This window comes from Streptomyces sp. NPDC090127 (assembly GCF_044746945.1).
In the GTDB taxonomy this organism is placed as follows: Bacteria; Actinomycetota; Actinomycetes; order Streptomycetales; family Streptomycetaceae; genus Streptomyces.
In genome coordinates, this window is the sequence record NZ_JBIVDE010000006.1 from 179,106 (window position 1) to 205,408 (window position 26,303).

Below are 26,303 nucleotides of genomic sequence, written 5' to 3' on the forward strand. Positions count from 1 at the left end.
TTCAGCGCCTTCCCAGCAGCAGCCGGGCGTCCCCGACGGTGAAGATCGAACCGGTCACCAGCACACCCGCACCACTGAATTCGCCCTCTTCCTCCGCAAGGGTGATCGCGGCCTCGATCGCGTCGTCGAGTCGGGGCTCGACGACCACACGGTCCTCACCGAAGACCTCCACGGCGATCGCCGCGAGCGCGTCGACGTCCGTGGCGCGCGGGTTGGAGTTCGCCGTGACGACGACCTCGGCGAAGATCGGCTCGAACGCTTCGAGCAGGCCCTTGGCGTCCTTGTCGGAGCTGGTGGAGACCACGCCGATGAGCCGGGAGAAGCCGAACGACTCGCTGACGCCGTCGGCCGTGGCCCGGGCGCCGTGCGGATTGTGCGCCGCGTCCAGGATGACCGTCGGCGACTTGCGGACGACCTCCAGGCGCCCCGGGGAGGCCACCGAGGCGAAGGCGCGCCGGATCGTGTCGACGTCCAGGGTGCGGGCGTGCTCCGCGCCGATCCCGAAGAAGGCCTCGACGGCCGCCAGGGCGACCGCCGCGTTGTGCGCCTGGTGCGCGCCGTGCAGCGGCAGGAAGATCTCGCCGTACTCGCCGCCGAGCCCGCGCAGCGTGACGAGCTGGCCGCCGACCGCGACCTCGCGGGAGACGATGCCGAACTCCATGCCCTCGCGGGCGACCGTGGCGTCGACCTCGACGGCCTTCTTCAGCATGACCTGGGCCGCGTCCACCGGCTGCTGGGCGAGGACGACCGTCGCGCCCTGCTTGACGATCCCGGACTTCTCCACCGCGATCTCGCCGGGCGTGCCGCCCAGCCGGTCGGTGTGGTCCAGGTCGATCGGCGTGACGACGGCGACCTGGGCGTCGATCACGTTCGTCGCGTCCCAGGTGCCGCCCATGCCGACCTCGACGACCGCCACGTCCACCGGCGCGTCGGCGAAGGCCGCGTACGCCATCCCGGTGAGGACCTCGAAGAAGGAGAGGCGGTACTCCTCGCGGGAGTCGACCAGCTCCACGTACGGCTTGATGTCCTGGTACGTCTCGATGAACCCCTCGGCGGAGATCGGGGCGCCGTCCAGGCTGATCCGCTCGGTGATCGACTGCACGTGGGGCGAGGTGTACCGCCCGGTGCGCAGCTCGAACGCGGCGAGCAGCGCCTCGATCATCCGGGCCGTCGACGTCTTGCCGTTCGTCCCGGTGATGTGGATGGAGGGGTACGCGCGCTGGGGCTCGCCGAGGACGTCCATGAGCGCCGCGATGCGCGCCACCGAGGGCTCCAGCTTGGTCTCGCCCCAGCGGGTCGACAGCTCGGTCTCGACCTCGCGGAGCGCCTTGTCCACCTCCGGGTCGGCCGGCCGGGCGGGCACGGGGTCACCCTGGGGCGGACCGGACTGCGCGCGCAGCGTACGGCTGCCGGCCTCGATCACCGCCAGGTCGGGGTCTCGGTCGGTCTCGGAGGTGACGATGTCGTCGAACGGGTCGGACTCGCCGGAATGGTCGCGGGGCTCACTCACGGGCCCAGTCTACGGAGGGGTACCGACAGGACCATGGACCCACCCCTTTCGGGACTTTCGGCCCACCGTCCGCCGGGCCGGCCCGGCAAACTTGGCGATCATGGACATAGGGATCGACCTCGGCACCGCCAACACCCTCCTCTACGCCCGCGGCCAGGGCATCGTGCTCAACGAACCGTCGGTGGTGGCGGTCAAGGAGGGATCGAGGTCGGCGCTCGCGGTCGGCACGGAGGCGAAGGAGACGATCGGCCGGACCCCCGGTTCGATCACGGCGATCCGCCCGCTGCGGGACGGGGTGATCAGCGACTACGAGGCCGCCGAGGAGATGATCCGGCACTTCGTCCGCAAGGCCGTGAAGGGCCGCAGGCCGCGCACCCGGATGGTGGTGTGCGTGCCGAGCGGGGTGACGCCGGTGGAGCGGCGGGCGATCGTGCACGCCTCGCGCTCGGCGGGCGCCCGCGCGGTCCATCTTATCGAGGAGCCGATGGCGGCGGCGATCGGGGCGGGGCTGCCGGTCTCGGACCCGCGCGGCTCGATGGTCGTGGACATCGGCGGCGGTACGACGGAGGTGGCGGTGATCTCGCTCGGCGGCATCGTCACGGCGCGGTCGATCCGGGTGGGCGGCGACCGGCTGGACGCGGCGATCACCGACCACGTACGCAAGGAGCACGCGCTGCTGATCGGCGAGCGCACGGCGGAGGACGTGAAGGTGGCGATCGGCTCGGCCTGGCCGGTGCCGGGCGAGGAGGAGCGGGAGCGGGCGACGTTCACGGTACGGGGCCGGCAGAGGGTCAGCGGGCTGCCGAGGACGCTGGGGCTGACGGTGCCGGAGGTACGGGCGGCCCTGGACGAGCCGGTGGAGGCGATCATCGCGGCGGTGCGCACGACGCTGGAGGAGTGCCCGCCGGAGCTCTCGGGCGACGTGATGGAGCACGGCATCGTCCTCACGGGCGGCGGCGCGCTGCTGCCGGCCCTGGACCTGCGGCTGGCCTCGGCGACCGGCATCCCGGTCTTCGTCGCGGACGACCCGCTGGACTGCGTGGTCCTCGGCTCGGGCCGCTGCGTGGAGGACTTCGACAGCCTGGAGCGGCTGCTCGGACGGGCGGAGAAGGGCCGCTGAGCCGGGCCCGGACGCGCGGAGAACCGCCGCTGAGCCGGGCCCGGACGCGCGGAGAACCGCCGCTGAGCCCGGCCCGGACGCGCGGAGAGCGGCCGCTGAGCCCGGCCCGGACGCGCGGAGAACCGCCGCTGAGCCCGGCCCGGACGCGCGGAGAACCGCCGCTGAGCCCGGCCCGGACGCGCGGAGAACCGCCGCTGAGCCCGGCCCCCGCGAGCCCGGCCTGATCGGCAGCGCGCCCTAGGGACGGTCGAGGCCCGTCGGGAGGAGGGCCGTGACCGTGTACGTGTCGCCGTCCGGGCCGGCCGACAGGCTGCCGCCCATGCTGTCGACCCGCTCCCGCATGGAGAACAGCCCGGTGCCCGTCGAGACCGGGACGCGGTCCGGCGGGGTCACGGGGAGCGGGTTGCGGACCTCGACGCGCAGATCCCGGCCGGTCAGCGAGATCGTCACGGTCACCGTCAGCCCCGGTGCGTGCTTGGCCGCGTTGGTCAGACACTCCTGGACGACCCGATGGACGGCCGTCTGGCGCAGCGGGGAGAGCGCCTTCGCCTCCTCGGCGACCACGAGGTCGACCGGGCTGCCCATCCGCTCGCTCTCCTCCGCGAGCGCGACAAGCCCGTCGAGACCCCGCGCCTCCGCGCCCCCGTCGGCGCGCCGCACGATCGTCTCGTTCAGCATGTGGTGGGCCCGCCGGGCGGTGTCCGCGAGCTCCTCGAAGTCCTTCTGGTGCGCGTCGCCCCTGGCCCGTACGGCGAGGACCTCGGAGCGCACGGCGAGCACGGTCAGCTCGCGGCCCACCAGGTCGTGGACGTCCCGGCCGACCGAGATCCGCTCCTCCTGGACGGCCTGGCGCGCGGCCGCCTCGGCGCGGTGGGACTCCAGGGCGCGCACCAGGTCCTGGCGGTACGCGGCGATGCCGACACCGGCCGCGAGGACACCGATGGGCACGACGAGGCTGAGGAACTCGCTCACCGTCTCCCCGTGCCGGGCCGGCCATCCGGGCAGCTGGAAGAGCGCGTACGCCACGGCCACGTAGAGCACGGTGGCGACGACGGCGACCCTACGACCCCGGAACCGGCCCAGCGAGTAGAGCGCGAACTGGATCATCGTCAGCTCGTGCAGCCACCCCATGAGCGCGAGGGCCACCAGGTACGGGAACCACGGCAGCCTGCGCCGCAGGGCGAGGGTCGAGGCGCCGGCGGCGAGGACCAGGGACGCGGTGATCCCGGTCAGCGAGTTGTCCGCGCGCGCCAGGCCCGGCACGTCCAGGGACATCAGCGCGAAGGCGCTCAGCGCGGTGACGACGTCGAGGGCACGCGGCGATCCCGCCCACCGGTCCACGCGGCGGCGCAGCGCGGGGAAGGCGGGGCGGAGGGACATGCCCTCCATCATCCAAGGTCTTTGGACCCGGGCGGACTGACTTTGGTCATGAATGGTGTGATGTCACGCACCACGGACAAATGCGATGTACATGCCACCCGGGCAGCGGAAGGGGCCCGGAACCGTGAACCGGTTCCGGGCCCCTCCCCCGAGCTCGCGCGGGCGGTCAGGCCTGCGGCAGCCGCTCCAGCTGCGCCTGGATCCGGGCGATGTCCTCGTCCGCCTTGGCCAGCCGCGTACGGATCTTGTCCACGACGTTGTCGGGGGCCTTGGCGAGGAACGCCTCGTTGCCGAGCTTCCCGTTCGCCTGCGCCTTCTCCTTCTCGGCGGCGGCCAGGTCCTTGGCGAGCCGCTTGCGCTCCGCCGCCACGTCGATCGTGCCGGACAGGTCGAGCGCGACGGTGGCACCGGCGACCGGCAGGGAGGCGGTGGCGGCGAAGCCCTCGCCCTCCGGCTGGAGGCGCAGGAGCTGCCGGATGGCCGCCTCGTGCGGGGCGAGCGCGGTGCCGACGAGGTCCAGGCGGGCCGGGACCTTCTGACCGGGCTGGAGCCCCTGGTCCGACCGGAACCGGCGGACCTCGGTGACGACCTGCTGGACCAGCTCGATCTCCTTCTCGGCGGCCTCGTCACGGAAGCCGGAGTCGGTGGGCCAGTCGGCGATGACGAGCGACTCGCCGTCGGTCAGGGTGGTCCACAGGGCGTCCGTGACGAACGGGACGACCGGGTGAAGCAGTCGCAGCGTGACGTCGAGGACCTCGCCGAGGACGCGGCCGGAGACCTTCGCCTGCTCGCCGCCGGCGAAGAACGTCGTCTTCGACAGCTCGACGTACCAGTCGAAGACCTCGTCCCACGCGAAGTGGTACAGCGCGTCGGCGAGCTTCGCGAACTGGTAGTCGTCGTAGTACGCGTCCACCTGCGCGACGGTCTTGTTGAGCCGGGCCAGGATCCAGCGGTCGGTGGCCGACATCTCCGAGGCGTCCGGCAGCGGGCCCTCGACCGTCGCACCGTTCATCAGCGCGAAGCGCGTGGCGTTCCAGATCTTGTTGGCGAAGTTGCGGGATGCCTTGACCCAGTCCTCGCCGATCGGGACGTCCGCGCCCGGGTTGGCGCCGTTGGCCAGGGTGAAGCGGACGGCGTCGGAGCCGTACGCGTCCATCCAGTCCAGCGGGTCGACCGCGTTGGGGTTGGACTTCGACATCTTCTTGCCGAACTCGTCGCGGACGAGGCCGGTCAGGGCGATGGTGTGGAACGGCGCGACGCCGTCCATCGCGTAGAGACCGAACATCATCATCCGGGCGACCCAGAAGAAGATGATGTCGTGGCCGGTCAGCAGGACGTCGGTCGCGTAGAACTTCTTCAGGTCCGGGGTCTTCTCCGGCCAGCCGAGGGTGGAGAAGGGCCACAGGCCCGAAGAGAACCAGGTGTCGAGGACATCCGAGTCCTGGGTCCAGCCCTCACCCGTCGGCGGCTGCTCGTCGGGTCCGACACAGACGACCTCGCCGTCCGGGCCATACCAGATCGGGATGCGGTGGCCCCACCACAGCTGGCGCGAGATGCACCAGTCGTGCATGTTGTCGACCCAGTCGAAGTACCGCTTCTCCATCTCCTGCGGGTGGATCTTGACCCGGCCGTCGCGGACGGCGTCACCGGCCGCCTGGGCGAGCGGGCCGACCTTGACCCACCACTGCAGCGAGAGCCGCGGCTCGACCGTGGTCTTGCAGCGGGAGCAGTGGCCGACGGAGTGCATGTACGGGCGCTTCTCGGCGACGATCCTGCCCTGCTCGCGCAGCGCGCCGACGATCGTCGAGCGAGCCTCGAAACGGTCGAGGCCGAGGAAGGGCCCATGGACGGTGATGACACCGTGCTCGTCCATGACCGTCAGCGAGGGCAGCCCGTGACGCTGGCCGATGGCGAAGTCGTTCGGGTCGTGCGCCGGGGTCACCTTGACGGCGCCGGTGCCGAACTCAGGGTCGACGTGGGTGTCCGCGACAACCGGGATGGTGCGGTCGGTCAGCGGCAGCTTGATCTGCCGACCGATGAGATGGGCGTACCGCTCGTCGTCCGGGTGGACGGCGACGGCGGTGTCGCCCAGCATCGTCTCGGCCCGCGTGGTGGCGACGACCAGGCTGTCCTCGCCGTCGCCGTAGCGGATCGAGACCAGCTCACCGGCGTCGTCCTGGTACTCCACCTCGATGTCGGAGATGGCCGTCAGGCAGCGCGGGCACCAGTTGATGATGCGCTCGGCGCGGTAGATCAGCTCGTCGTCGTAGAGCTTCTTGAAGATCGTCTGAACGGCCTTGGACAGACCCTCGTCCATGGTGAACCGCTCACGGGACCAGTCGACACCGTCGCCGAGGCGGCGCATCTGGCCGAGGATCCTGCCGCCGTACTCGTCCTTCCACTGCCAGACCCGCTCGGTGAATTCCTCGCGGCCCAGGTCGTGGCGGGACTTGCCCTCCTCGGCGAGCTGCTGCTCGACCTTGTTCTGGGTGGCGATGCCGGCGTGGTCCATACCGGGCAGCCACAGGGACTCATAGCCCTGCATGCGCTTGCGGCGGGTCAGGGCGTCCATGAGGGTGTGCTGGAAGGCATGCCCCAGGTGGAGCGACCCCGTGACGTTCGGCGGCGGGATGACGATGGTGAACGGCGGCTTCTCGCTCTTCGCGTCGGCCTCGAAGTAACCCCGCTCTACCCAGCGCTCGTACAGCTTCCCCTCTACTTCGGCCGGCGCGTACTGGGTCGGCAGTTCGGGGTTGGCTGCTGGCTGCTGCTGAGTGTTCTCGGTCACGGGGTCAGTTTAGGGGTGCGACAGGGCTGTCCCGAAACCCGATAGTTCCGTAACGGTGTGCCCCCCGCCGCCCTCGTGGGGCAAGGCTTCCGACAGGATGTTCGCTACGCATAAACATCCTGTGAGGGGAACCTGTCCATGAGCTACAACCAGCCGGGCCCGTACGGCGGTCAGCCTCAGCAGCCCGGGCCGTACGGCCAGCCGGGCCCGTACGGCCAGCAGCCGGGCCCCTACGGCCAGCAGCCGCAGGCTCCGCAGCCCGGTTACGGCTACCCCCAGCAGGCGCCCCAGGGCGTGCCGCCGCAGCAGCAGCCCGGTCAGTACGGCTACCCGCAGCAGCAGGGCCCGTACGGCCAGCCTCCCCAGCAGCCCCCGTACGGCCAGCAGCCCGGCGGCTACATGCCGCCCCCGCCGCCCGCCCCGAAGAAGAAGACGGGGTTGATCGTCGGCGCCTCGGTCGTGGCGCTAGCGCTGGTCGCCGGTGGCGTGTGGTTCTTCACGCAGGGCGGTGGCGGCTCGTCGGTCGCGAACGACGGCCCGCACAAGCTGATCACGCCCGCCACCGTTCTGACCGAGTACAAGAAGGACGCCGCGAGCAACGACGGCGCCGGCAAGGACTCCCTGGCGGAGGCCGAGAAGAACGGCGTGAAGAACGCCAAGGAGGTCAACGCCTCCTACAAGGTCGAGGACAAGGCCAACCCGCTCGGCGGCAAGCTGATCTCCTTCAGCGGTCTCTACGGCGAGATCGACGACCCCGAGAAGGTCGTCGACAGCGTCTTCGCCTCCATCAAGGCGGAGGCCGAGAAGGACAAGGGCAAGGGCGACGAGCCGCAACTGGCGGGCAGCCCGCAGGCGTACGAGCCGGCGGACCTCGACGGCGCGGTCCTCAAGTGCCAGCAGGCCAAGGCGGAGGCCAACGCCTCGGAGGGCACCCCTGCCTTCTCGATGACGATGTGCGTCTGGGCCGACCACAGCACGGTGGGCTTCGTACTGCCGGTCGAGATGGCCTCCATGCTCTCGGGCAAGGCGAGCTCCGCCGAGGACGCCGCCGCCATCACCGCCAAGCTCCGCAAGGAAGTTCGCGTCAAGCTCTGACCCGACGCACACGGAGAGGGGCGCCCCCGCCGGGGGCGCCCCTCTTCTCGTGCGACTTGCGCGACTGTTGCGACTTGTGCGACTCGTGCGCGAGCGCGCTACGCGCTCTTCTCGTGCCGTCCGTCGTTCTTCACGATCCGCGGCACCAGCGTCGGGTTCACGTTGTTGTGGACGACGTCCGCCGTGATGACCACGCGGGCCACGTCCTTGCGGGACGGGACCTCGTACATCACCGACATGAGGACCTCTTCCATGATGGCCCGCAGGCCACGCGCGCCCGTGCCGCGCAGGATCGCCTGGTCGGCGATGGCCTCCAGGGCCGGGCGGTCGAAGTCCAGCTCCACGCCGTCGAGTTCGAAGAGGCGCTGGTACTGCTTGACCAGCGCGTTGCGCGGCTCGACGAGGATCTTGAGCAGGGCCTCGCGGTCGAGGTTGTGGACCGAGGTGATCACGGGGAGGCGGCCGATGAACTCCGGGATCATCCCGAACTTCACCAGGTCCTCCGGCATGACCTCCTGGAACTGATCGCTCGCCTCGATCTCGCGCTTGGAGCGGATCGTCGCCCCGAAGCCGATGCCCTTGGCGCCCGCCCGCGACTCGATGATCTTCTCCAGGCCGGCGAAGGCGCCGCCCACGATGAAGAGCACGTTCGTCGTGTCGATCTGGATGAACTCCTGGTGCGGGTGCTTCCGGCCGCCCTGCGGCGGGACGGAGGCCGTCGTGCCTTCCAGGATCTTCAGCAGGGCCTGCTGGACGCCCTCGCCCGAGACATCGCGCGTGATCGACGGGTTTTCGCTCTTACGGGCGACCTTGTCGATCTCGTCGATGTAGATGATCCCGGTCTCGGCCTTCTTGACGTCGTAGTCGGCCGCCTGGATCAGCTTGAGCAGGATGTTCTCGACGTCCTCGCCGACATAGCCGGCCTCCGTCAGCGCCGTCGCGTCGGCGATGGCGAACGGGACGTTGAGCATCCGGGCCAGCGTCTGCGCGAGGAGCGTCTTGCCGGAGCCCGTGGGTCCCAGCAGCAGGATGTTGGACTTCGCCAGCTCGATGGCGTCGTCACGGCCCGCGCCGCCGCCGTTCTCGCCGGCCTGGACGCGCTTGTAGTGGTTGTACACCGCGACCGAGAGGGCCTTCTTCGCGGGCTCCTGCCCCACGACGTACCCCTCGAGGAACTCGTAGATCTCGCGGGGCTTCGGGAGTTCCTCCCACCGCACCTCGCTCGTCTCCGCGAGTTCTTCCTCGATGATCTCGTTGCAGAGGTCGATGCACTCATCGCAGATGTACACACCGGGTCCCGCGATGAGCTTCTTCACCTGCTTCTGGCTCTTTCCGCAGAACGAGCACTTGAGCAGATCGCCGCCATCACCGATGCGTGCCACGAGGTGCTTCCCCTTCGCCTGGGAGCGCCTGGTTCAGCGACTCCTGGTGCCTCATATTCGACGGTACCTTGCCGGGCCCCCCGTTCGGGCCCCCCTTGGCACGGTTCACATGGTCGTGATTCGGCCACGCGGACCGTGCCAGGGGAAGGTCGAGCGTCAGGCTGCCGCGGCGGCCGTGCTCTTGCGGGTCGAGACGATCTGGTCGACCAGGCCGTACGCGAGGGCGTCCTCGGCCGTCAGGATCTTGTCGCGCTCGATGTCGTCGCGGATCTTCTCGATCGGCGTGGAGGAGTGCTTGGCCAGCATCTCCTCCAGCTGGGTGCGCATGCGCAGGATCTCGTTGGCCGCGATCTCCAGGTCGGAGAGCTGCTCACGGCCGGTGCCGCCGGACGGCTGGTGGATCAGCACGCGGGCGTTCGGCAGGGCCATCCGCTTGCCGGGCGTACCGGCGGCGAGCAGCACGGCCGCGGCGGAGGCCGCCTGGCCCATGCAGACCGTCTGGATGTCCGGCTTCACGAACTGCATCGTGTCGTAGATGGCCGTCAGCGCGGTGAAGGAGCCACCGGGGCTGTTGATGTAGATCGAGATGTCGCGGTCCGGGTCCATCGACTCCAGGCACAGCAGCTGCGCCATGACGTCGTTGGCGGAGGCGTCGTCGATCTGCACGCCGAGGAAGATCACGCGCTCCTCGAAGAGCTTCGCGTACGGGTCGTACTCGCGGATGCCCTGCGAGGTGCGCTCGACGAAGCGCGGGACCACGTAGCGGTTGTCCATCGGCGCGCCCGTGTAGAGGCCGCTCGGGGAGAGGTTGTTCTGCATCTGGTTGTTCACCGTCCTGGTGGCGTTCGGTGGGCTGGGTTCGTCAGCGGGCTGCCGGGCTCAGGCGCCCGTGCCGCCGCCGCCGGGAACGCCCGCGGCGTGGGTGATGATGTCGTCGATGAGGCCGTACTGCTTGGCCTCGTCCGCCGTGAACCAGCGGTCGCGGTCGCCGTCGCGGATGATCGCCTCGACGGTCTGGCCGGAGTGGTGCGCGGTGATCTCGGCCATCCGCTTCTTCGTGCGAAGGAGGTACTCGGCCTGGATCTTGATGTCCGAGGCGGTACCGCCGATGCCGGCGGAGCCCTGGTGCATCAGGACGTCGGTGTTCGGCAGCGCGAAGCGCTTGCCCGCGGCGCCGCCGGTCAGCAGGAACTGACCCATGGAGGCCGCCATGCCCATACCGATGGTGACGACGTCGTTCGGGATGTACTGCATGGTGTCGTAGATGGCCATGCCGGCCGTCACCGAGCCACCGGGGCTGTTGATGTAGAGGTAGATGTCCTTCTCGGGGTCTGCGGCGAGGAGAAGCATCTGCGCGGTGATCTTGTTGGCGATCTCGTCGTCGACCTGCTGGCCGAGGAAGATGATCCGCTCGCCGAGCAGCCGGTTGTAGACATGGTCGCCGAGGCCACCACCGATGGACGGCTCACCCGCGGCGTAAGGCTTCAGATTCGTCACGTATCCACCTGCTCGTCTCCGACGGCCCTGCTCCGGCCGTCTCAGCGTCTCGTTCAGAGGGCAGTGCCCTCGTATTCATGGACCCTAACGCGCAGGTAGGACAACGCCATCCCGGTTCCCGAACTGTTCGCTGGGAGCGCAAGGTTACTGGGGGCTCACAGGGCCCGCATACGGCCACGGGCCCGGCGCACAGCAGTGCGTCCGGGCCCGTGGACCAGGGGTTCGGCGCGCGGCCTGGGCCCCGTTACTTGTCTTCGTCGGTCTCGACGTCGCCGGTGACGGCCTCGACCGTCTCGGTGGCGGCCTCGTCCTCGTCGTCCTCGAGGTCGACGGTCTCACCGTTGGTGTCGACGACCTTGGCGGCCTCGACGACGACCGCGAGGGCCTTGCCGCGGGCGACCTCGCCGACGAGCATCGGCACCTGGCCACCCTCGACGACGGCCTGGGCGAACTGGTCGGGGGACATGCCGGAGGAGGCGGCGCGGCGCATGAGGTGCTCGGTGAGCTCCTCCTGGCTGACGTTCAGCTTCTCCTTGTTGACGAGCTCATCGAGGATGAACTGCGTCTTGATGCCCTTCTCGGCCTGCTCCTTGGTCTCGGCCAGGAACTCCTCCTCGGTCTTGCCCTGGATCTCCAGGTACTTCGCGAGGTCGAGGCCCATCTGGCCGAGCTGGTGGTGCTCCAGGTTGTGCTTGCGGGTGTTGATCTCGTCCTCGAGGAGCTTCTCGGGGATCGGGACCTCAGCCAGCTTCAGCAGCTCGTCGAGGACGCGCTCCTGGGCCTGGGTGGCCTGGTCGAACTGCTTCATGTTCTCGAGGCGCTTGCGGCTGTCGGCCTTGAGCTCGTCGAGGGTGTCGAACTCCGACGCGAGCTGCGCGAAGTCGTCGTCCAGCTCGGGGAGCTCGCGGGCGGCGACGGCGGCGACCTTGACGGTGACCTCCGCGTCCTTGCCCTCGGCGGAGCCGCCCTTCAGCTGCGAGGTGAAGGTGGCCTCGCCGCCGGCCTCCAGGCCGGTGACGGCCTCGTCGATGCCGTCGAGGAGCTCGCCGGAACCGATGGTGTACGAGACGCCCTGGGCGACACCGTCGGGGAGGACCTCGCCGTCGACCTTGGCCTCGAGGTCGATGGTGAGGACGTCACCGTCGGCGGCGGCGCGCTCGACCGGGTTGGTGGAGGCGAAGCGCTCGCGCAGCTGCTCCACGGACTTCTCGACGTCCTCGTCGGTGACCTCGACCGCGTCGACGGTGACCTCGATGCCGGAGTAGTCCGGGATCTCGATCGTCGGGCGGATGTCGACCTCGGCGGTGAAGGCCAGCAGCTCGCCGTCCTTCAGCTCGGTGATGTCGACCTCGGGCTGACCCAGCGGGTTGACCTCGGCCTCGTTGACCGCCTCGGTGTAGAACTTCGGGAGGGCGTCGTTGACGGCCTCCTCCAGCACCGCACCACGGCCGAACCGCTGGTCGATCACACGAGCCGGGATCTTGCCCTTGCGGAAGCCCTTGACCGTGACCTGCTGGTTGATCTTCTTGTACGCCGCGTCGAGGCTGTCCTTGAGCTCCTCGAAGGGCACCTCGACAGTGAGCCGAACCCGGGTCGGGTTCAGGGTCTCCACGGCGCTCTTCACGGTTCGGTCTCCTTGGTGGCTGATTCTTGGATTCTGCCGATGCCGCTTGGTCAGCGGTTCCGGCCGATCGGCCCGGTCAGAGAGACACACGGGCACGCAGCTTGCATAGTAACCGCAAGCGGGATGAGGCCCACAACGCGATCTTGTGTTCCGTGATCTTGGTGGTCGGGGTGGCGGGATTTGAACCCACGGCCTTCCGCTCCCAAAGCGGACGCGCTACCAAGCTGCGCCACACCCCGTCGGTGCGACACGTAGGGTACATGCACGGAGACAGTGCGACGCCCCCTCTTCATGGGGCGTGCGGGGACACCCCGGGACCCGCTACGATGCTGTCCGTGCCGCGGCCCTCGTGACCTGCGGCGCGTCGTCTGCGGGCGTAGCTCAATGGTAGAGCCCTAGTCTTCCAAACTAGCTACGCGGGTTCGATTCCCGTCGCCCGCTCCATGTGGCTCAGGGCCAGGTCGGAGGTTCATCCTCCGGTCTGGCCCTTTGTCGTTCCCGGACGGCGCCTCTCCCGATGCCGGAGTCGGCGTGCCGCCGCAGAATGGGACTGGCCGTGTTTCTCCCTTTGTTCTGCCGCATCGGAGGCAGCCGTGAAGGACCTGAAGTTCGAGCAGAAGCGGTCGCTGTCCCGGATCGAGGCGGCGGACCAGCTGACGGCGCTGGCGGACGCGCTGCGCGAGGGCGGCGAGGTGGAGCTGGAGATCGGCTCCGGGATCCTGAGTCTGCGGATCCCCGACGACCTCCGCGGCGAGGTGGAGTTCGAGGTCGGGGACGGCGAGATCGAGCTGGAGATCGAACTCAGCTGGCCGACGGGCAGGCGCCGGAAGGCTCCCGCCGCGGAGTCGGCGAGCGCGGAGAAGCCAGCGCGGAACGGGAAGGCCACGCCCGCCAAGCGCGCACGGAGCGGCGCCGGCGGGGGCGGGCGGACGAAGCGGGCCGCCACGAAGACGGCCTGAGCGGGCGCGGGCGGGTCGGCGCGCCGACGGCGGGCCGGGGCCAGGCGGCGCGAGTCGGCGTCGGCGGGTCGGCGTCGGCGGGTCGGCGTCGGCGGTGGTCGCGGGCGTCAGAACTTGATGGAGCTCACCGTCTGCGTTATCGAGTCCAGGAAGCGCTGGATGTCGTCCGCCATCCCCGTGGAAGCGAGGAAGAAGCCGAAGAGCACCGCGACGACGGCCGGCCCGGCCTTCATCTTCCCGCCGCGGATCAGCACCACCAGGATGATCGCCAACAGCAGCACCACGGATAGCGAAATGGCCACAACTGATCACACCCTCGGTCGGTCCCACCTTGCCGCCGGGGAGCGCGCGTCGCACCGCACCCCCCGCTGCGTCCATCGTGCCATCAACCTCCTTGCCCTCGCTGCGTGGTGACGAACCGTCGCGGGCAAGATCACGCCTGATGAACAGGGTCGCGGCCGCTCCTGGTGGGCCGCGCGGGACCAAGAGAGAGATAGAGCACACCCGTACAACCGTGCCCCTATTGCCCCGATTGATCGCACATCAGTGCAAGATCAAGGGTTCACTTTCGATGCAATGAGCCGCATATATCCCTTATATGCAGGAGGGTTTGGCCACAGGATCTGCACAGTTAAGGTCCGGGGATGTCCTCCGCTACGCAGTACAGCGCCAGAACTCCGCTCCGCGGGGGCGCGGTTGTGGGGCCGGCCCCCACGGCGCAGGAGCAGGGCGTCGCGGCCCCCCGCAGGTCCACCCCTCGCGATCCCTACTTCGACAACGCGAAGTACCTCGCGATCCTGCTGGTCGTCCTCGGGCATGTCTGGCCGACGGTCATGGAGGGCAGCCGGGCCACCCGGGGCCTGTACATGTTCCTGTACACGTTTCACATGCCGGTCTTCATCCTCATATCCGGCTACCTCTCCCGTAGCTACCGGGGACGCCCCGACCAGCTCAAGCGGCTGCTCACCGGCGTCGCGGTGCCGTACGTCGTCTTCGAGGTCGGGTACACGCTCTTCACGCGGTGGGGCACCGGCAGCTTCCGGCCGTTCAGCCTCCTGCACCCCACGTACCTGATGTGGTTCCTGATAGCCCTGTTCATCTGGCGTCTGACCACTCCCTTCTGGGGCGTGGTGCGGTGGCCGGTGGCGACCTCCCTCGCGATCGCCGGGCTCGCCTCGATCACGCCCGCCATCGGCGGCGCCCTGGACCTGACCCGCGTGCTCCAGCTGCTGCCGTACTTCGTGATGGGGCTGTGCATGAAGCCGGAGTACTTCGCGTTCCTGCGGCGGCGCCCCGTGCGGATCGCTTCCGCGGCCGTGTTCGCCGTGGCGCTGCCGCTCTACTACTGGCTGGCCCCCACCCTCTACCTGAACTGGTTCTACCGCTCCAGGAGCGTGCAGGAGCTGGGCGCGGAAGTGGGACGCGGTCTGTTCCTGATCGCCGTCCTCTTCCTCTGCACGCTGGTGCTGACGGCCGCCTTCCTCTCCCTGGTCCCCGGCACCAGGCGCTGGTTCACGGTGCTCGGCGCGGGCACCATCTGCGGCTACGTACTGCACGGCTTCCTGATCCGGGGCGCCACCTACCTCGACCTTTTCGAGCACTACCCCTGGCTCGGCACACCCGGGGGGCGGGTGGCCGTGAGCGTCACCGCCCTCGTCGCGATCACGCTGCTGTGCACCCCGCCGGTGCGCAGGCTGCTGAGGTGGGTGACGGAGCCCGACATGGCATGGGCCTTCCGCAAGGAGACGACGAAGGCCAAGCCGGTCTGACGACGCGGGCTCAGGCCTTGCGGCTGATGAGGAGGAGTGCGCGGTCGTCGTTGACGTCCTTGGCGCAGGCCTCGATCAGGTGCCAGGCCGCGCCCTCGAAACCGGAGGCGACGTAGCGGTCGGCCTCGCCGGTGAGCCGGTCGATGCCCTCGGCGATGTCCCGTTCGGCGGACTCGACCAGGCCGTCGGTGAAGAGCATCAGGACGTCCCCGGGCTGGAGCGAGCCCTTGACCGGGTGGAACTCGGCGCCGTCGTAGACGCCGAGGAGCGGGCCCTCGCCGGTCTTCTCCTCCCAGCGTCCGGTGCCCGCGTGCAGCTGGAGCGCGGGCAGGTGTCCGGCGGAGAGCAGCTCGTAGTCCCCGGACTCCAGGTCGAGAACCAGGTGGATGGAGGTGGCGAAGCCCTCGTCCCAGTCCTGGCGGAGCAGGTAGCCGTTGGCGGCCGGCAGGAAGGCGTGCGGCGGCAGCGAGCCGAGCAGCCCGCCGAACGCTCCGGAGAGCAGCAGGGCGCGCGACCCGGCGTCCATGCCCTTGCCGGAGACGTCCGTCAGGAGGACCTCCAGGGTCCGGCCGCCGTGGGTGCGGGCCGCGACGACGAAGTCGCCGGAGAAGGACTGACCGCCGGCCGGTCGGAGCGCCATCTCGCGGTGCCAGCCCTGCGGGAGGCGGGGCAGGGCGCTCTGGGCCCTGATCCGTTCGCGCAGGTCGAAGAGCATGGTGCCGCCGCGCCGCCACGGCACGCCGACGCGCGCCCGGAACTGGGCGATCAGGAGCCCGAAGAACCCGCAGGCCGCGACCACGAGGACCGTACCGGGTGTGACCCGGGCGGGGCCCTGGGTGTACGGGCCGAGCACGAGGGACTCGACGATCAGGGCGCCCGCGGCGGCCGCGTACAGGCCGAGCAGGCTCGCCGGGCGCAGCAGGAGCCCCCCGGCGACGATCGGCAGGACGAGGGTGGTGGGTGAGCACCACACCGGATCGGCGAGGGTGGCGACGGTGATCGCCGGGATGGTGAGCAGCAGGGCGCCGAAGGCGACCCAGTCGGATCCCTCGCCGCGGAAGTAGTCGACGCCGGATCTGCGCAGCGCGACGCGGGCCCGGTGTGCGCTCCTGCGCATCCGGGCCGGGTACGAATCGACACCCACGCGATTTCCCATTGGCCTGGACCCTATCCACCCGGTCGGACCTCGTGCAGGGGGACCCCTGAGACATTGCGCGCGAAATCGGGTCGCCCCGGGCCTCCCCGCGCTGGTATCGATGGCATATGACGACTGAGCTGCGCGTACTCGAACGGGCCGAGTGGGACGAGTGGTACGGGATGCTGGAGCTCGCCTTCGGCGGGGTGGCGGAGGCGCCCGAGGAGCGCAGGCTCTGGCACGAGCTGACCGAGTACGACCGTTCGATGGGCGTCTGGGACGGCGAGCAGTGCGTGGGTACGGCGGGGGCGTTCTCGTTCCGGCTCTCCGTCCCCGGCGGGACGCTCGTGCCGGCGGCGGGCGTCACGATGGTGGGGGTGGCCCCGACGCACCGTCGGCGCGGGATCCTGACCTCGATGATGCGGCGCCAGCTCGACGACGTACGGGCGGGGGGAGAGTCGCTCGCCGTGTTGACGGCCTCGGAGCCGACGATCTACGGCCGGTTCGGCTACGGCGTCGCCACGTACACGACGCGGGCGACGATCGACACCCACCGGGTCCGGCTGAGCGTGCCGGAGGGCACGGACGACGTGACGCTGCGCCAGGCCGACCTGACGAAGTCCGCGGAGGCGTGCGAGGCGCTGTACGCGCGCCGGGTGGCGGCCAGGCCGGGGATGCTCGCCCGGCAGCCCGGCTGGGAGAAGGTGCCGCTGCTCGACCCCGCGAGCGAGCGGGGCGGCGCCTCGCCGCGGCTCTGCGTGCTCGCGGAGCGGGACGGGGAGGTCGTCGGGTACGCGCGGTACGCGATCAAGGGGGACTGGTCGTTCGCCGGGGCCGACGGGAGCGTCCTGGTGAAGGATCTGGAGGCGCTGGATCCGGCGGCGGAGGCGGCGCTGTGGCGGTTCCTCTGCTCGATCGACCTGACGTCGACGGTCCTGGTCCAGAGCCGGCCGGTGGACGACGCGTGGCAGCACCTGGTGTCGGACGTGCGGCGGTGCGAGCCGAAGCTGCGGGACGCGCTGCATCTGCGGCTCGTGGAGGTGGGGACGGCGCTGGAGGCGCGGACCTACCAGACGCCGGTGGACGTGGTGCTGGAGGTCTCGGACGCGTTCTGTCCGTGGAACGAGGGGCGGTGGCGGCTGACCGGGGACACGAAGGGGGCGGTCTGCGTCCGGACCGAGGACCCGGCCGATCTCGCGCTGTCCGTACGGGAGTTGGGCGCGGCGTACCTGGGCGGGAACTCGCTCGTCTCGCTGGCCGCGGCCGGGCGGGTGCGGGAGCTTCGGGGCGGGGCGCTGGTGGAGGCGTCGGTCGCCTTCGGGTCGCCCGTGGCGCCGTGGCTGCCGCACGGGTTCTAGCGGGCCCCGCCGCCTCGGGACCCGCCGCCTCGGGACCCGTCACGTCGAGCCCCGCCGCCTCGGGACCCGCCGCCCTGCGCCCCGCCGCCTCGGGCCCCGCCGCCTCGGGACAAGGGCGCCGGGGCAGGCGGGCCGGGGGCACGGCCCGGGCGCGTCAGCGCTGTTGGCAGCCCGGGCACCAGAAGAGGTTGCGGGCGGCGAGGTCGGCGGTGCGGATCTCGCCGCCACAGATGTGGCAGGCCTGGAGGGCTCGGCGGTAGACGTAGACCTCGCCGCCGTGGTCGTCGACGCGCGGCGGGCGGCCCATGGCCTCGGGGGTGTGCTCGGGGCGGACGGTGTCGATGCGGTTGTTCCGGACGCCCTCGCGCATCAGGGCGACCAGGTCCGTCCACATCGCGGCCCACTCCTCGCGCGTGATGTCCTTGCCCGCGCGGTACGGGTCGATGCCGTGGCGGAAGAGGACCTCGGCCCGGTAGACGTTCCCGACGCCCGCGATGACCTTCTGGTCCATCAGGAGCGCGGCGATCGTGGTCCTCGACCGGGAGATCCGGTGCCAGGCCTTCCGCGGGTCGTCGCCCTCGCGCAGCGGGTCCGGGCCGAGGCGGTCGTGTATCGCCCGCTTCTCGGCGTCGGTGATCAGGGCGCACGTGGTGGGGCCGCGCAGGTCGACGTACGACTCCGGGTTCGCGAGCCGCAGCCGTACGGTCTCGGTGGGCGGCGGCGCGGGCGCGTCGCCGAAGTTCACCTTGCCGAAGAGGCCCAGGTGGATGTGGACCCACTCCTCCCCGGGGAAGCCGAGGAAGAGGTGCTTGCCGTGGGCCTCGGTGGACTCCAGGACCGCGCCGTCGAGCAGCGCCGCCGAGTCCGTGAACTTGCCCTGCGGGCTGGTCACCCGCACGGACCGGCCGCCGAACCGTTCCCGGTGGTCGGCGGCCAGTCGGTGGATCGTGTGCCCCTCGGGCATCAGGCCGTGGGCTCCTGCGGGTGGTGGGCCGGGATCGCGGGGAGCTCGCCGGTGGTCTCGTACGCGGCGAGCATCTCGATCCGGCGGGTGTGACGCTCCTCACCGGAGTACGGGGTGCTCAGGAAGATCTCGACGAACTTCGTCGCCTCTTCCTGGGTGTGCATCCGGCCGCCGATGGAGACGACGTTGGCGTCGTTGTGCTCGCGGCCGAGGGCGGCGGTCTGCTCGCTCCAGGCGAGGGCGGCGCGCACCCCCTTCACCTTGTTCGCGGCGATCTGCTCGCCGTTGCCGGAGCCGCCGATGACGATGCCCAGGCTGTCGGGGTCCGCGGCCGTCTTCTCGGCGGCGCGCAGGCAGAACGGCGGGTAGTCGTCCTGGGCGTCGTAGATGTGGGGACCGCAGTCGACGGGCTCGTGGCCATGGGCCTTCAGCCACTCGACGAGGTGGTTCTTGAGTTCGAAGCCGGCATGGTCGGAGCCGAGGTACACGCGCATGGTCCGAGTGTGGCACGCGAGGGGCGGGGTAGCGGTCATCGGGGTCGGGCCCTTGGTCCGGATCGGTCTGGACCTTCGGCCCTTACGCAACGATCCGGAGTCGACCCTTCCGATCACCCGGGAGTCCGGTGTTCAATGCTCGGGCTCGCGACCCGAGCGCCCCCCACACGTAAGGAAGCGTTCATGAACACGCAGCCGACCCTTGCGAAGGAAGGCGAGAACACCGGCACCACCGGTGATTCGCAGCCCTCCGACGGACTCAAGGCCGGTCTGAAGAACCGCCATCTCTCGATGATCGCCATCGGTGGCGTCATCGGCGCCGGCCTCTTCGTCGGCTCAGGCTCCGGCATCGCCGCGGCCGGTCCCGCCATCCTTCTCTCCTACGCGCTCGTCGGCACGATGGTCGTCTTCGTGATGCGGATGCTCGGCGAGATGGCGGCTGCCCGGCCGACCTCCGGCTCGTTCTCCGCCTACGCCGACCAGGCGCTCGGCCGCTGGGCCGGCTTCACCATCGGCTGGCTGTACTGGTTCTTCTGGGTCGTGGTGCTCGCCGTCGAGGCGACCGCGGGTGCCGTGATCCTGGAGAGCTGGATCCCGGCCGTGCCGCAGTGGGCGTGGGCGCTCATCGTGATGGTGGTGCTCACCGCGACCAACCTGGCCTCGGTCTCCTCGTACGGCGAGTTCGAGTTCTGGTTCGCCGGGATCAAGGTCGTCGCGATCGCCGCCTTCGTGATCGTCGGTCTGCTCGCCGTCTTCGGCGTGCTGCCGGGCTCGGACAACCCGGGCGCGGGCTTCGCGCACCTCTCCGACGCCGGGGGCTTCCTCCCGATGGGCGCGGGCGCGATCCTCACCGGTGTGCTGATGGTCGTCTTCTCCTTCATGGGCAGCGAGATCGTCACCCTGGCCGCCGGTGAGTCCGAGGACCCGCAGCGGGCCGTCACCAAGGCCACCAACAGCGTGATCTGGCGGATCGGCGTCTTCTACCTGGGCTCGATCTTCGTGGTCCTGACCCTGCTGCCGTGGAACGACAAGTCGATCGTGGAGAAGGGCTCGTACGTCGCCGCCCTGGACTCCATCGGCATCCCGCACGCCGGCCAGGTCATGAACGTGATCGTCCTGACGGCCGTGCTGTCCTGCCTGAACTCCGGCCTCTACACCGCCTCCCGGATGGCCTTCTCGCTCGGTCAGCGCGGCGACGCGCCGAAGGCGTTCGCGAAGACCAACAAGCGGGGCGTGCCGACGGCCGCGATCCTCTCCTCGGTCGTCTTCGGCTTCGTCGCGGTCTTCTTCAACTACCAGTGGCCCGACACCGTCTTCGCGTTCCTGCTGAACTCGTCCGGCGCCGTCGCGCTCTTCGTCTGGCTGGTCATCTGTGTGACCCAGCTGCGGATGCGCGGGATCATCCTGCGCGAGACGCCCGAGAAGCTCGTCGTGCGGATGTGGCTCTTCCCGTACCTGACCTGGGCGACCATCGCGATGATCGTCTTCGTCCTCGGCTACATGATCTACGACGGCGGCAGCGCCCGGGAGCAGGTCGTGCTCTCCCTGCTCGTGGCCGCGCTGGTGCTGGTGATCGCACTGGTCAAGGACCGGCTGACGAAGCAGACCGACCGGGTCTGATCGCATCGCGGACATGACGAAGGGCCCGCCGCTCCGGTCGGAGCGGCGGGCCCTTCGTCGTGCCGGGTCCCGTACGGGGATCAGCCCTTGCGGCCGAGGAACTTCCAGGCGGTCGGCAGCGCGCCCATCGCGAGCGCGGCCTTGAGCGCGTCGCCGATCAGGAACGGGGTGAGTCCGGCGGCGACCGCCTGCGGGAGCGTCATGCCGGTGGCGAAGGCCAGGTAGGGCACGCCGACCGCGTAGATGACGGCGGAGCCGAGCACCATCGTGCCCGCCGTGCGGAGCACGGAGCGGTCGGCGCCGCGGCGCGCGAGGGCGCCGACGACGGTGGCGGCGAGCAGCATGCCGAGGATGTAGCCGAAGGACGGCATCGCGTAGCCGGAGGCGGCCTCGGCGAACCACGGCACGCCCGCCATGCCCACGACCGCGTACAGCGCCAGGGAGAGGAAGCCGCGGCGGGCACCGAGCGCCGTGCCGACGAGCAGGGCCGCGAAGGTCTGGCCGGAGACCGGGACCGGCGAGCCGGGGACCGGGACGGCGATCTGCGCGGCGAACCCGGTGAGCGCGGCGCCGCCCACCACGAGGGCGATGTCCCGGGCGCGGGAGGACGGCAGCAGGTCGGCGAGGACCTTCCCCGAGCGGAGGGAGCCGAGGGGACGGACGGGGGCGGCGGCGGTGCTCATCGGTACTCCGCGGGGGTGAGGGAGGTCAGGACGGATCGACCGTAGTCGAGGAGTGAACGGTCGATCACCGTCAGCCGCCCACAAAGGGGAGGCTGGACCGTTCGTGGAGATCGCACAAAGGACGGGATCCATGCCTGGCGCCACGTGACGCTTCTCACGGCGAAGAGCTGGACCAAGGGCCATTTTGCGCCGAAGGGCGATCAGCGGAGAGACTGTGGGCTCTCCATAAACGTTCTCCCCAGACGCTTCCGCACCGTTCCCGAAGGCACGAGCCCCCCATGCACGACGCACCTCCTGCCGCTCCCTCCCCCCTGGCGCCCGAACCGGAGCCGCTCTCGCACGGACTGAAGCAGCGTCACCTGACGATGCTGGGGCTCGGCGGGGTGATCGGCGCCGGGCTCTTCGTCGGCTCGGGCGCGGGCATCGCGGTGGCGGGGCCGGGCATCGTCCTCTCGTATCTGATCGCGGGCACGCTCGCGATGCTGGTCATGCGGATGCTCGGCGAGATGTCGGCGGCGATGCCGGCCTCCGGCGCCTTCTCCGTCCACGCGGAGCGGGCGCTCGGCCGCTGGGCGGGCTTCTCGGTGGGCTGGCTGTACTGGTTCCTGCTGGTCGTCGTCCTCGCCGTGGAGGCGACGGGCGCGGCGCAGATCGCGCACGGCTGGGTGCCGGGGGTCCCGCAGTGGGGCTGGGTGCTGATCTTCATGATCGTGTTCACCGCGAGCAACCTGGCGGCGGTGAAGAACTTCGGCGAGTTCGAGTTCTGGTTCGCCGCCCTGAAGGTCGGCGCGATCGTGCTCTTCCTGGTCCTGGGGACGCTGGCGATCCTCGGCTGGCTGCCCGACACCGACCCGGTGGGGGCCGCCAACCTGACCGGCCAGGGCGGCTTCCTGCCCCACGGCTGGGGCGGGGTGGTCTCCGGTGTCCTCGCCGTCGTCTTCGCCTTCGGCGGCCTGGAGGTCGTCACCATCGCGGCCGCCGAGTCGGACGACCCGGCGCGCAACGTGGCCCGGGCGGTGCGCAGCGCGGTGTGGCGCATCCTCCTCTTCTACGTCGGTTCGATGCTGGTCATCGTGACCCTGCTGCCCTGGACCTCGATGCGGCCCGGCCGGTCGCCGTACGTCGCCGTGCTCGACTCGATCGGCGTCCCGGCGGCCGGCCAGATCATGAACATCGTGGTCTTCGTGGCGCTGCTCTCCGCGCTCAACGCCAACCTGTACGGCTCCTCGCGGATGATCTTCTCGCTCGCCGAGCGCGGCGAGGCGCCCCAGGGGCTGCTGCGGGTCTCGGGCGGGGTGCCGCGCCGGGCGGTGCTCGCATCGGTGGCCTTCGGCTTCGTCTCCGTCCTGCTCAATCTGAAGTGGCCGGATTCCGTCTTCCTCTACATGCTCAACGCGGTCGGCGCGGTACTCCTCTTCGTCTGGGGTCTGATCGCCGTCTCGCAGCTGCGGCTGCGCCGCCGGATCGAGCGTGAGGCGCCACAGAAGCTGACCTTGCGGATGTGGGGCTTCCCCTGGCTGACCTGGACGGCGCTGGCCGCGATGGCGGCGGTCCTGGTGCTGATGCTGACCGACGACGGCGCGCGGCCGCAGGTGCTGTGGTCGGGCGCGGCCACCGGGGCCGTCCTCCTGGTGGCGTGGGTGCGGGACGCGCGCACGAAGCGGAGGTAGATCTTCACCTTGTGTGAAGCTGGTGCCCGTATAGCGGACATCTGTTCCCTGTAAGCGGTGCTCCCGCCCAGACTGTGGGCCGTTCCCCCGTCTCAGCCAATGAACAGGGCTGCCCCATGTCACGGACCACCGCGCCCGAGCCCGTCGACCGCAAGGACGACCAGGCGCTCCCCGCCCAGGGCCTCACCCACGGCCTCAAGCAGCGCCATCTCTCGATGATCGCCCTCGGCGGCGTGATCGGCGCCGGCCTCTTCGTCGGCTCCGGCGCCGGTATCGCCGCCGCCGGTCCCTCGATCGTGGTCGCGTACGCCATCTCCGGCCTGCTCGTCATGCTCGTGATGCGCATGCTCGGCGAGATGTCGGCGGCCAACCCGGCCTCCGGCTCCTTCTCCGTCCACGCCGAGCGCGCCATCGGCCCCTGGGCCGGCTTCACGGCGGGCTGGGCCTTCTGGTTCCTGCTCTGTGTGGCCGTCGGCCTGGAGGGCATCGGCGCGGCGAAGATCATGACGGGCTGGTTCCCGGGCTCTCCGGAGTGGGCCTGGGTCGCCCTCTTCATGCTGGTCTTCTGCGGCACCAACCTGGCGGCCGTGAAGAACTTCGGCGAGTTCGAGTTCTGGTTCGCCGCCCTGAAGGTCGGCGCGATCGTCCTCTTCCTCGGCATCGGCGTGCTCGCCATCGTCGGCGTGCTGCCCGGTACGGACGCCCCGGGCGCCGCGAACCTCACCGGCGAGGGCGGCTTCTTCCCGAACGGCTCCGAGGGGTTGATCGTCGGACTGCTCGCCTCGGTGTTCGCGTACGGCGGTCTGGAGACGGTCACCATCGCCGCCGCCGAGTCCGAGCACCCCGTGCGGGGCGTCGCCAAGGCGGTCCGTACGGCGATGTGGCGCATCGCGCTCTTCTACATCGGCTCGATGGCCGTCATCGTGACCCTGGTCCCGTGGGGCGACAAGGCGGTGGTCGAGAAGGGCCCGTACGTCGCCACCCTCGACCACCTGGGCATCCCGGCGGCCGGCCAGATCATGAACGTTGTCGTCCTGATCGCGCTGCTGTCGGCCATGAACGCCAACATCTACGGCGCCTCCCGCATGGCCACCTCGCTGGTCGCCCGCGGCCAGGGCCCGAAGGCGCTGGGCCGGACGTTCGGCGGCGTGCCGCGGCCCGCCGTCCTCGTCTCCTCGGTCTTCGGCTTCCTCTGCGTGCTGCTGAGCTACTGGCGGCCCGACGACATCTTCATCTGGCTCCTGAACACCATCGGCGCGATCATCCTCGTCGTCTGGTTCTTCATCGCCGTCTCGCAGCTGCTGCTGCGCCGCCGCACCGAGCGCGAGGCGCCCGAGAAGCTGGTCGTGAAGATGTGGGCCTTCCCCGTGCTGACCTGGGTGGCGCTGGCCGGCATGGCGGCGATCTTCTTCCTGATGGCCCGTGAGGAGGGCACCCGGGTCCAGCTGTACTGGACGGGCGGCCTCACCGCGCTGCTCGCGGCGGTCGGCTTCGCGCTCCAGAAGAGGCGCGGGCCGGTGGCCGAGGACGCCTGACCCTCACCCGTACGTACGCGAACCCCCGGACCGTTCCGACGGCCCGGGGGTTCGTCGTTTCCCACACGCTCCGCCACGAGACCTAGGGCCAAGGGCTGATCAACTCGGGAGCCTCCTGCTGTTAGCCTGCACTTGCATACAGGTTGCAATAACTCAGCAGCGGCGAGAGGCTCGGCATATGGCGATCTACACCCTTCCGGAACTGCCGTACGACTACGCGGCGCTGGAGCCGGTGATCAATCCGCAGATCATCGAGCTGCACCACGACAAGCACCACGCCGCGTACGTCAAGGGCGCGAACGACACGCTCGAGCAGTTGGAAGAGGCCCGCGAGAAGGACCAGTGGGGCTCGATCAACGGCCTGGAGAAGAACCTGGCGTTCCACCTCTCCGGCCACATCCTGCACAGCATCTACTGGAACAACATGGACAGCCCGAAGGGCGGCGGCGGCGGCGAGCCGCTCGCGGCCGACGGCGTGGGCGACCTCGCGGACGCCATCACCGAGTCCTTCGGCTCCTTCGCCAAGTTCAAGGCCCAGCTGACCAAGGCCTCCGCGACCACCCAGGGCTCCGGCTGGGGCGTCCTCGCGTACGAGCCGATCAGCGGCCGGCTGATCGTCGAGCAGGTCTACGACCACCAGGGCAACGTCGGCCAGGGCTCCGTCCCGGTCCTCGTCTTCGACGCCTGGGAGCACGCCTTCTACCTGCAGTACAAGAACCAGAAGGTGGACTTCATCGAGGCGATGTGGCAGGTCGTCAACTGGCAGGACGTGAACAAGCGCTACCAGGCGGCCAAGGCCTCCGTCCCGCTGATCTCCTTCTGATCCCGCCGGGAGATCGGCCCCGCTCGTCCTGCTCGTGATCGTCTTCTCAACCTTCACTCGCAGGCGGATGAGAGAAGAACCCCCGTGATGACGTGAGTCACGGGGGTTCTTCCATGGGCCGCTGGGGCCCGGAGGTCACTCGAAGCTCGGCGCCGCCGTGCGCGTGCGCTTGATCTCGTAGAAGCCGGGCGTCGCGGCCACCAGCAGGGTGCCGTCCCACAGCCGGGCCGCCGCGTCGCCGCGCGGGGTCGGTGTGACGACCGGGCCGAAGAAGGCGACCTCGTCGCCGTCCGCGCCCGGGACCGCGATGACGGGCGTGCCGACGTCCTGGCCGACCTTGTCGATGCCTTCCTTGTGGGAGGCGCGCAGCTCGGTGTCGTAGGTGTCCTTGTCGGCGTAGTCCGCGAGCTCGGCCGGCAGGCCGACGTCCGCCAGGGCGGCGGTGATCGCCTCGCGCGTCGGGCCTTCGCCGTCGTTGTGGAAGCGGGTGCCGAGCGCGGTGTAGAGCTTGCCGACGACCTCGTCGCCGTGCAGCTGCTGGGCGGCGACCACGACGCGGACCGGGCCCCAGGCCTTGGTCTCCAGCATGTCGCGGTACTCGGCCGGCAGCTCGTCCAGCTTGTCCTCGTTGAGGACGGCCAGACTCATCACCTTCCACCGGACGTCGACCGGGCGGACCTTCTCCACCTCCAGCATCCAGCGGGAGGTCATCCAGGCCCACGGGCACAGCGGGTCGAACCAGAAGTCGGCGGTGGTCCTGCTCTGGGACATGTCACTCCTCATGGATGGATACCTTTGCGCCGCAAGGAGCAACGCCACGCCTCGTCCGGGGCATTCCCCGCGTGCCGCGTGTCAGCCGCACATGGGAGGATCGGTGCTGTTTCGAACGAGCCACGA

22 protein-coding genes and 2 tRNA genes are annotated in these 26,303 nt (G+C 70.1%); 10 read left to right on the top strand and 14 right to left on the bottom strand.

The window, feature by feature from the left end; translation table 11 throughout:
- Position 1: 1 nt before the first annotated feature.
- Complete coding sequence (locus ACIPPS_RS22845; RefSeq protein WP_401435037.1) at positions 2-1,510, bottom strand: bifunctional folylpolyglutamate synthase/dihydrofolate synthase; 1,509 nt, start codon at positions 1,508-1,510, stop codon at positions 2-4.
- 100 nt (positions 1,511-1,610) lie between these two features.
- Here ACIPPS_RS22845 and ACIPPS_RS22850 point away from each other — a divergent pair, with 100 nt between their 5' ends.
- A complete protein-coding gene (locus ACIPPS_RS22850) occupies positions 1,611-2,630 on the top strand; it encodes a rod shape-determining protein (RefSeq protein WP_401435039.1) in 1,020 nt (339 codons plus the stop codon).
- A 237-nt stretch (positions 2,631-2,867) separates the two neighbouring features.
- Here the strand turns inward: ACIPPS_RS22850 and ACIPPS_RS22855 are convergent, their stop codons facing one another.
- Positions 2,868-4,010, bottom strand: a complete 1,143-nt coding sequence (locus tag ACIPPS_RS22855) for a sensor histidine kinase (RefSeq protein WP_401435042.1) — start codon at positions 4,008-4,010, stop codon at positions 2,868-2,870.
- A 166-nt stretch (positions 4,011-4,176) separates the two neighbouring features.
- Positions 4,177-6,798 carry a valine--tRNA ligase gene (locus ACIPPS_RS22860; RefSeq protein ID WP_401435046.1) on the bottom strand — a complete coding sequence of 874 codons (2,622 nt, stop codon included), beginning with the start codon at positions 6,796-6,798 and terminating at the stop codon, positions 4,177-4,179.
- A 138-nt stretch (positions 6,799-6,936) separates the two neighbouring features.
- Here ACIPPS_RS22860 and ACIPPS_RS22865 point away from each other — a divergent pair, with 138 nt between their 5' ends.
- Entirely contained in the window at positions 6,937-7,893 is a 957-nt protein-coding gene (locus ACIPPS_RS22865; protein WP_401435048.1) for a hypothetical protein, read from the top strand.
- 98 nt (positions 7,894-7,991) lie between these two features.
- On the opposite strand, the gene clpX is transcribed toward ACIPPS_RS22865, so the two are convergent.
- From clpX to ACIPPS_RS22890, 5 genes are all read right to left on the bottom strand, one after another.
- Positions 7,992-9,275: an ATP-dependent Clp protease ATP-binding subunit ClpX gene (gene clpX, locus ACIPPS_RS22870; protein ID WP_137989313.1), complete on the bottom strand. Its 1,284-nt coding sequence runs from the start codon at positions 9,273-9,275 to the stop codon at positions 7,992-7,994.
- 156 nt (positions 9,276-9,431) lie between these two features.
- Positions 9,432-10,094 carry an ATP-dependent Clp protease proteolytic subunit gene (locus tag ACIPPS_RS22875; protein WP_137994695.1) on the bottom strand — a complete coding sequence of 221 codons (663 nt, stop codon included), beginning with the start codon at positions 10,092-10,094 and terminating at the stop codon, positions 9,432-9,434.
- Positions 10,095-10,154: 60 nt separating this feature from the next.
- Complete coding sequence (locus ACIPPS_RS22880) at positions 10,155-10,772, bottom strand: ATP-dependent Clp protease proteolytic subunit (RefSeq protein WP_401435052.1); 618 nt, start codon at positions 10,770-10,772, stop codon at positions 10,155-10,157.
- Between the two features lie 244 nt (positions 10,773-11,016).
- Positions 11,017-12,396 carry a trigger factor gene (gene tig, locus ACIPPS_RS22885; RefSeq protein WP_401435054.1) on the bottom strand — a complete coding sequence of 460 codons (1,380 nt, stop codon included), beginning with the start codon at positions 12,394-12,396 and terminating at the stop codon, positions 11,017-11,019.
- A gap of 162 nt (positions 12,397-12,558) precedes the next feature.
- A tRNA-Pro gene (locus ACIPPS_RS22890) sits at positions 12,559-12,635 on the bottom strand.
- 131 nt (positions 12,636-12,766) lie between these two features.
- Between ACIPPS_RS22890 and ACIPPS_RS22895 the strand changes: the two genes are divergently transcribed.
- Positions 12,767-12,840 (top strand) — tRNA-Gly (locus tag ACIPPS_RS22895).
- Between the two features lie 149 nt (positions 12,841-12,989).
- On the top strand, positions 12,990-13,355 hold the full coding sequence (locus tag ACIPPS_RS22900) for an amphi-Trp domain-containing protein (RefSeq protein WP_401435056.1): 366 nt from the start codon (positions 12,990-12,992) through the stop codon (positions 13,353-13,355).
- 107 nt (positions 13,356-13,462) lie between these two features.
- On the opposite strand, the gene ACIPPS_RS22905 is transcribed toward ACIPPS_RS22900, so the two are convergent.
- Complete coding sequence (locus ACIPPS_RS22905; protein ID WP_401435059.1) at positions 13,463-13,657, bottom strand: hypothetical protein; 195 nt, start codon at positions 13,655-13,657, stop codon at positions 13,463-13,465.
- A gap of 342 nt (positions 13,658-13,999) precedes the next feature.
- Between ACIPPS_RS22905 and ACIPPS_RS22910 the strand changes: the two genes are divergently transcribed.
- Positions 14,000-15,124, top strand: a complete 1,125-nt coding sequence (locus ACIPPS_RS22910) for an acyltransferase family protein (RefSeq protein WP_401435062.1) — start codon at positions 14,000-14,002, stop codon at positions 15,122-15,124.
- Between the two features lie 10 nt (positions 15,125-15,134).
- On the opposite strand, the gene ACIPPS_RS22915 is transcribed toward ACIPPS_RS22910, so the two are convergent.
- Positions 15,135-16,280, bottom strand: a complete 1,146-nt coding sequence (locus ACIPPS_RS22915) for a PP2C family protein-serine/threonine phosphatase (protein ID WP_401435064.1) — start codon at positions 16,278-16,280, stop codon at positions 15,135-15,137.
- A gap of 107 nt (positions 16,281-16,387) precedes the next feature.
- On the opposite strand from ACIPPS_RS22915, the gene ACIPPS_RS22920 reads away from it, so the two are divergent.
- On the top strand, positions 16,388-17,617 hold the full coding sequence (locus ACIPPS_RS22920) for a GNAT family N-acetyltransferase (RefSeq protein WP_401435066.1): 1,230 nt from the start codon (positions 16,388-16,390) through the stop codon (positions 17,615-17,617).
- Positions 17,618-17,771: 154 nt separating this feature from the next.
- Here ACIPPS_RS22920 and ACIPPS_RS22925 read toward each other — a convergent pair whose 3' ends face one another.
- Both ACIPPS_RS22925 and ACIPPS_RS22930 read right to left on the bottom strand, forming a co-directional pair.
- A complete protein-coding gene (locus tag ACIPPS_RS22925; RefSeq protein ID WP_401435068.1) occupies positions 17,772-18,581 on the bottom strand; it encodes an Fpg/Nei family DNA glycosylase in 810 nt (269 codons plus the stop codon).
- Positions 18,581-19,075, bottom strand: a complete 495-nt coding sequence (locus ACIPPS_RS22930) for a ribose-5-phosphate isomerase (protein ID WP_401435070.1) — start codon at positions 19,073-19,075, stop codon at positions 18,581-18,583. Before ACIPPS_RS22930 ends, ACIPPS_RS22925 begins: the two co-directional genes overlap by 1 nt.
- 183 nt (positions 19,076-19,258) lie before the next feature.
- Between ACIPPS_RS22930 and ACIPPS_RS22935 the strand changes: the two genes are divergently transcribed.
- Positions 19,259-20,695 carry an amino acid permease gene (locus ACIPPS_RS22935; RefSeq protein WP_401435073.1) on the top strand — a complete coding sequence of 479 codons (1,437 nt, stop codon included), beginning with the start codon at positions 19,259-19,261 and terminating at the stop codon, positions 20,693-20,695.
- Positions 20,696-20,775: 80 nt separating this feature from the next.
- On the opposite strand, the gene ACIPPS_RS22940 is transcribed toward ACIPPS_RS22935, so the two are convergent.
- A complete protein-coding gene (locus ACIPPS_RS22940; RefSeq protein WP_401435075.1) occupies positions 20,776-21,378 on the bottom strand; it encodes a biotin transporter BioY in 603 nt (200 codons plus the stop codon).
- Positions 21,379-21,656: 278 nt separating this feature from the next.
- Here ACIPPS_RS22940 and ACIPPS_RS22945 point away from each other — a divergent pair, with 278 nt between their 5' ends.
- The 3 genes from ACIPPS_RS22945 (at position 21,657) to ACIPPS_RS22955 (ending at position 25,406) form a co-directional block, all read left to right on the top strand.
- Positions 21,657-23,048, top strand: coding sequence for an amino acid permease (locus tag ACIPPS_RS22945; RefSeq protein ID WP_401435077.1), 1,392 nt, complete (start codon positions 21,657-21,659; stop codon positions 23,046-23,048).
- 116 nt (positions 23,049-23,164) lie between these two features.
- Positions 23,165-24,583, top strand: a complete 1,419-nt coding sequence (locus ACIPPS_RS22950; RefSeq protein ID WP_401435079.1) for an amino acid permease — start codon at positions 23,165-23,167, stop codon at positions 24,581-24,583.
- Between the two features lie 178 nt (positions 24,584-24,761).
- A complete protein-coding gene (locus ACIPPS_RS22955; RefSeq protein ID WP_401435082.1) occupies positions 24,762-25,406 on the top strand; it encodes a superoxide dismutase in 645 nt (214 codons plus the stop codon).
- 135 nt (positions 25,407-25,541) lie between these two features.
- Here the strand turns inward: ACIPPS_RS22955 and ACIPPS_RS22960 are convergent, their stop codons facing one another.
- The gene (locus ACIPPS_RS22960) at positions 25,542-26,177 is read right to left on the bottom strand and encodes a DsbA family protein (RefSeq protein WP_401435084.1); all 636 of its coding nucleotides are present in this window, start codon (positions 26,175-26,177) and stop codon (positions 25,542-25,544) included.
- Between the last annotated feature and the right edge of the window lie 126 nt (positions 26,178-26,303).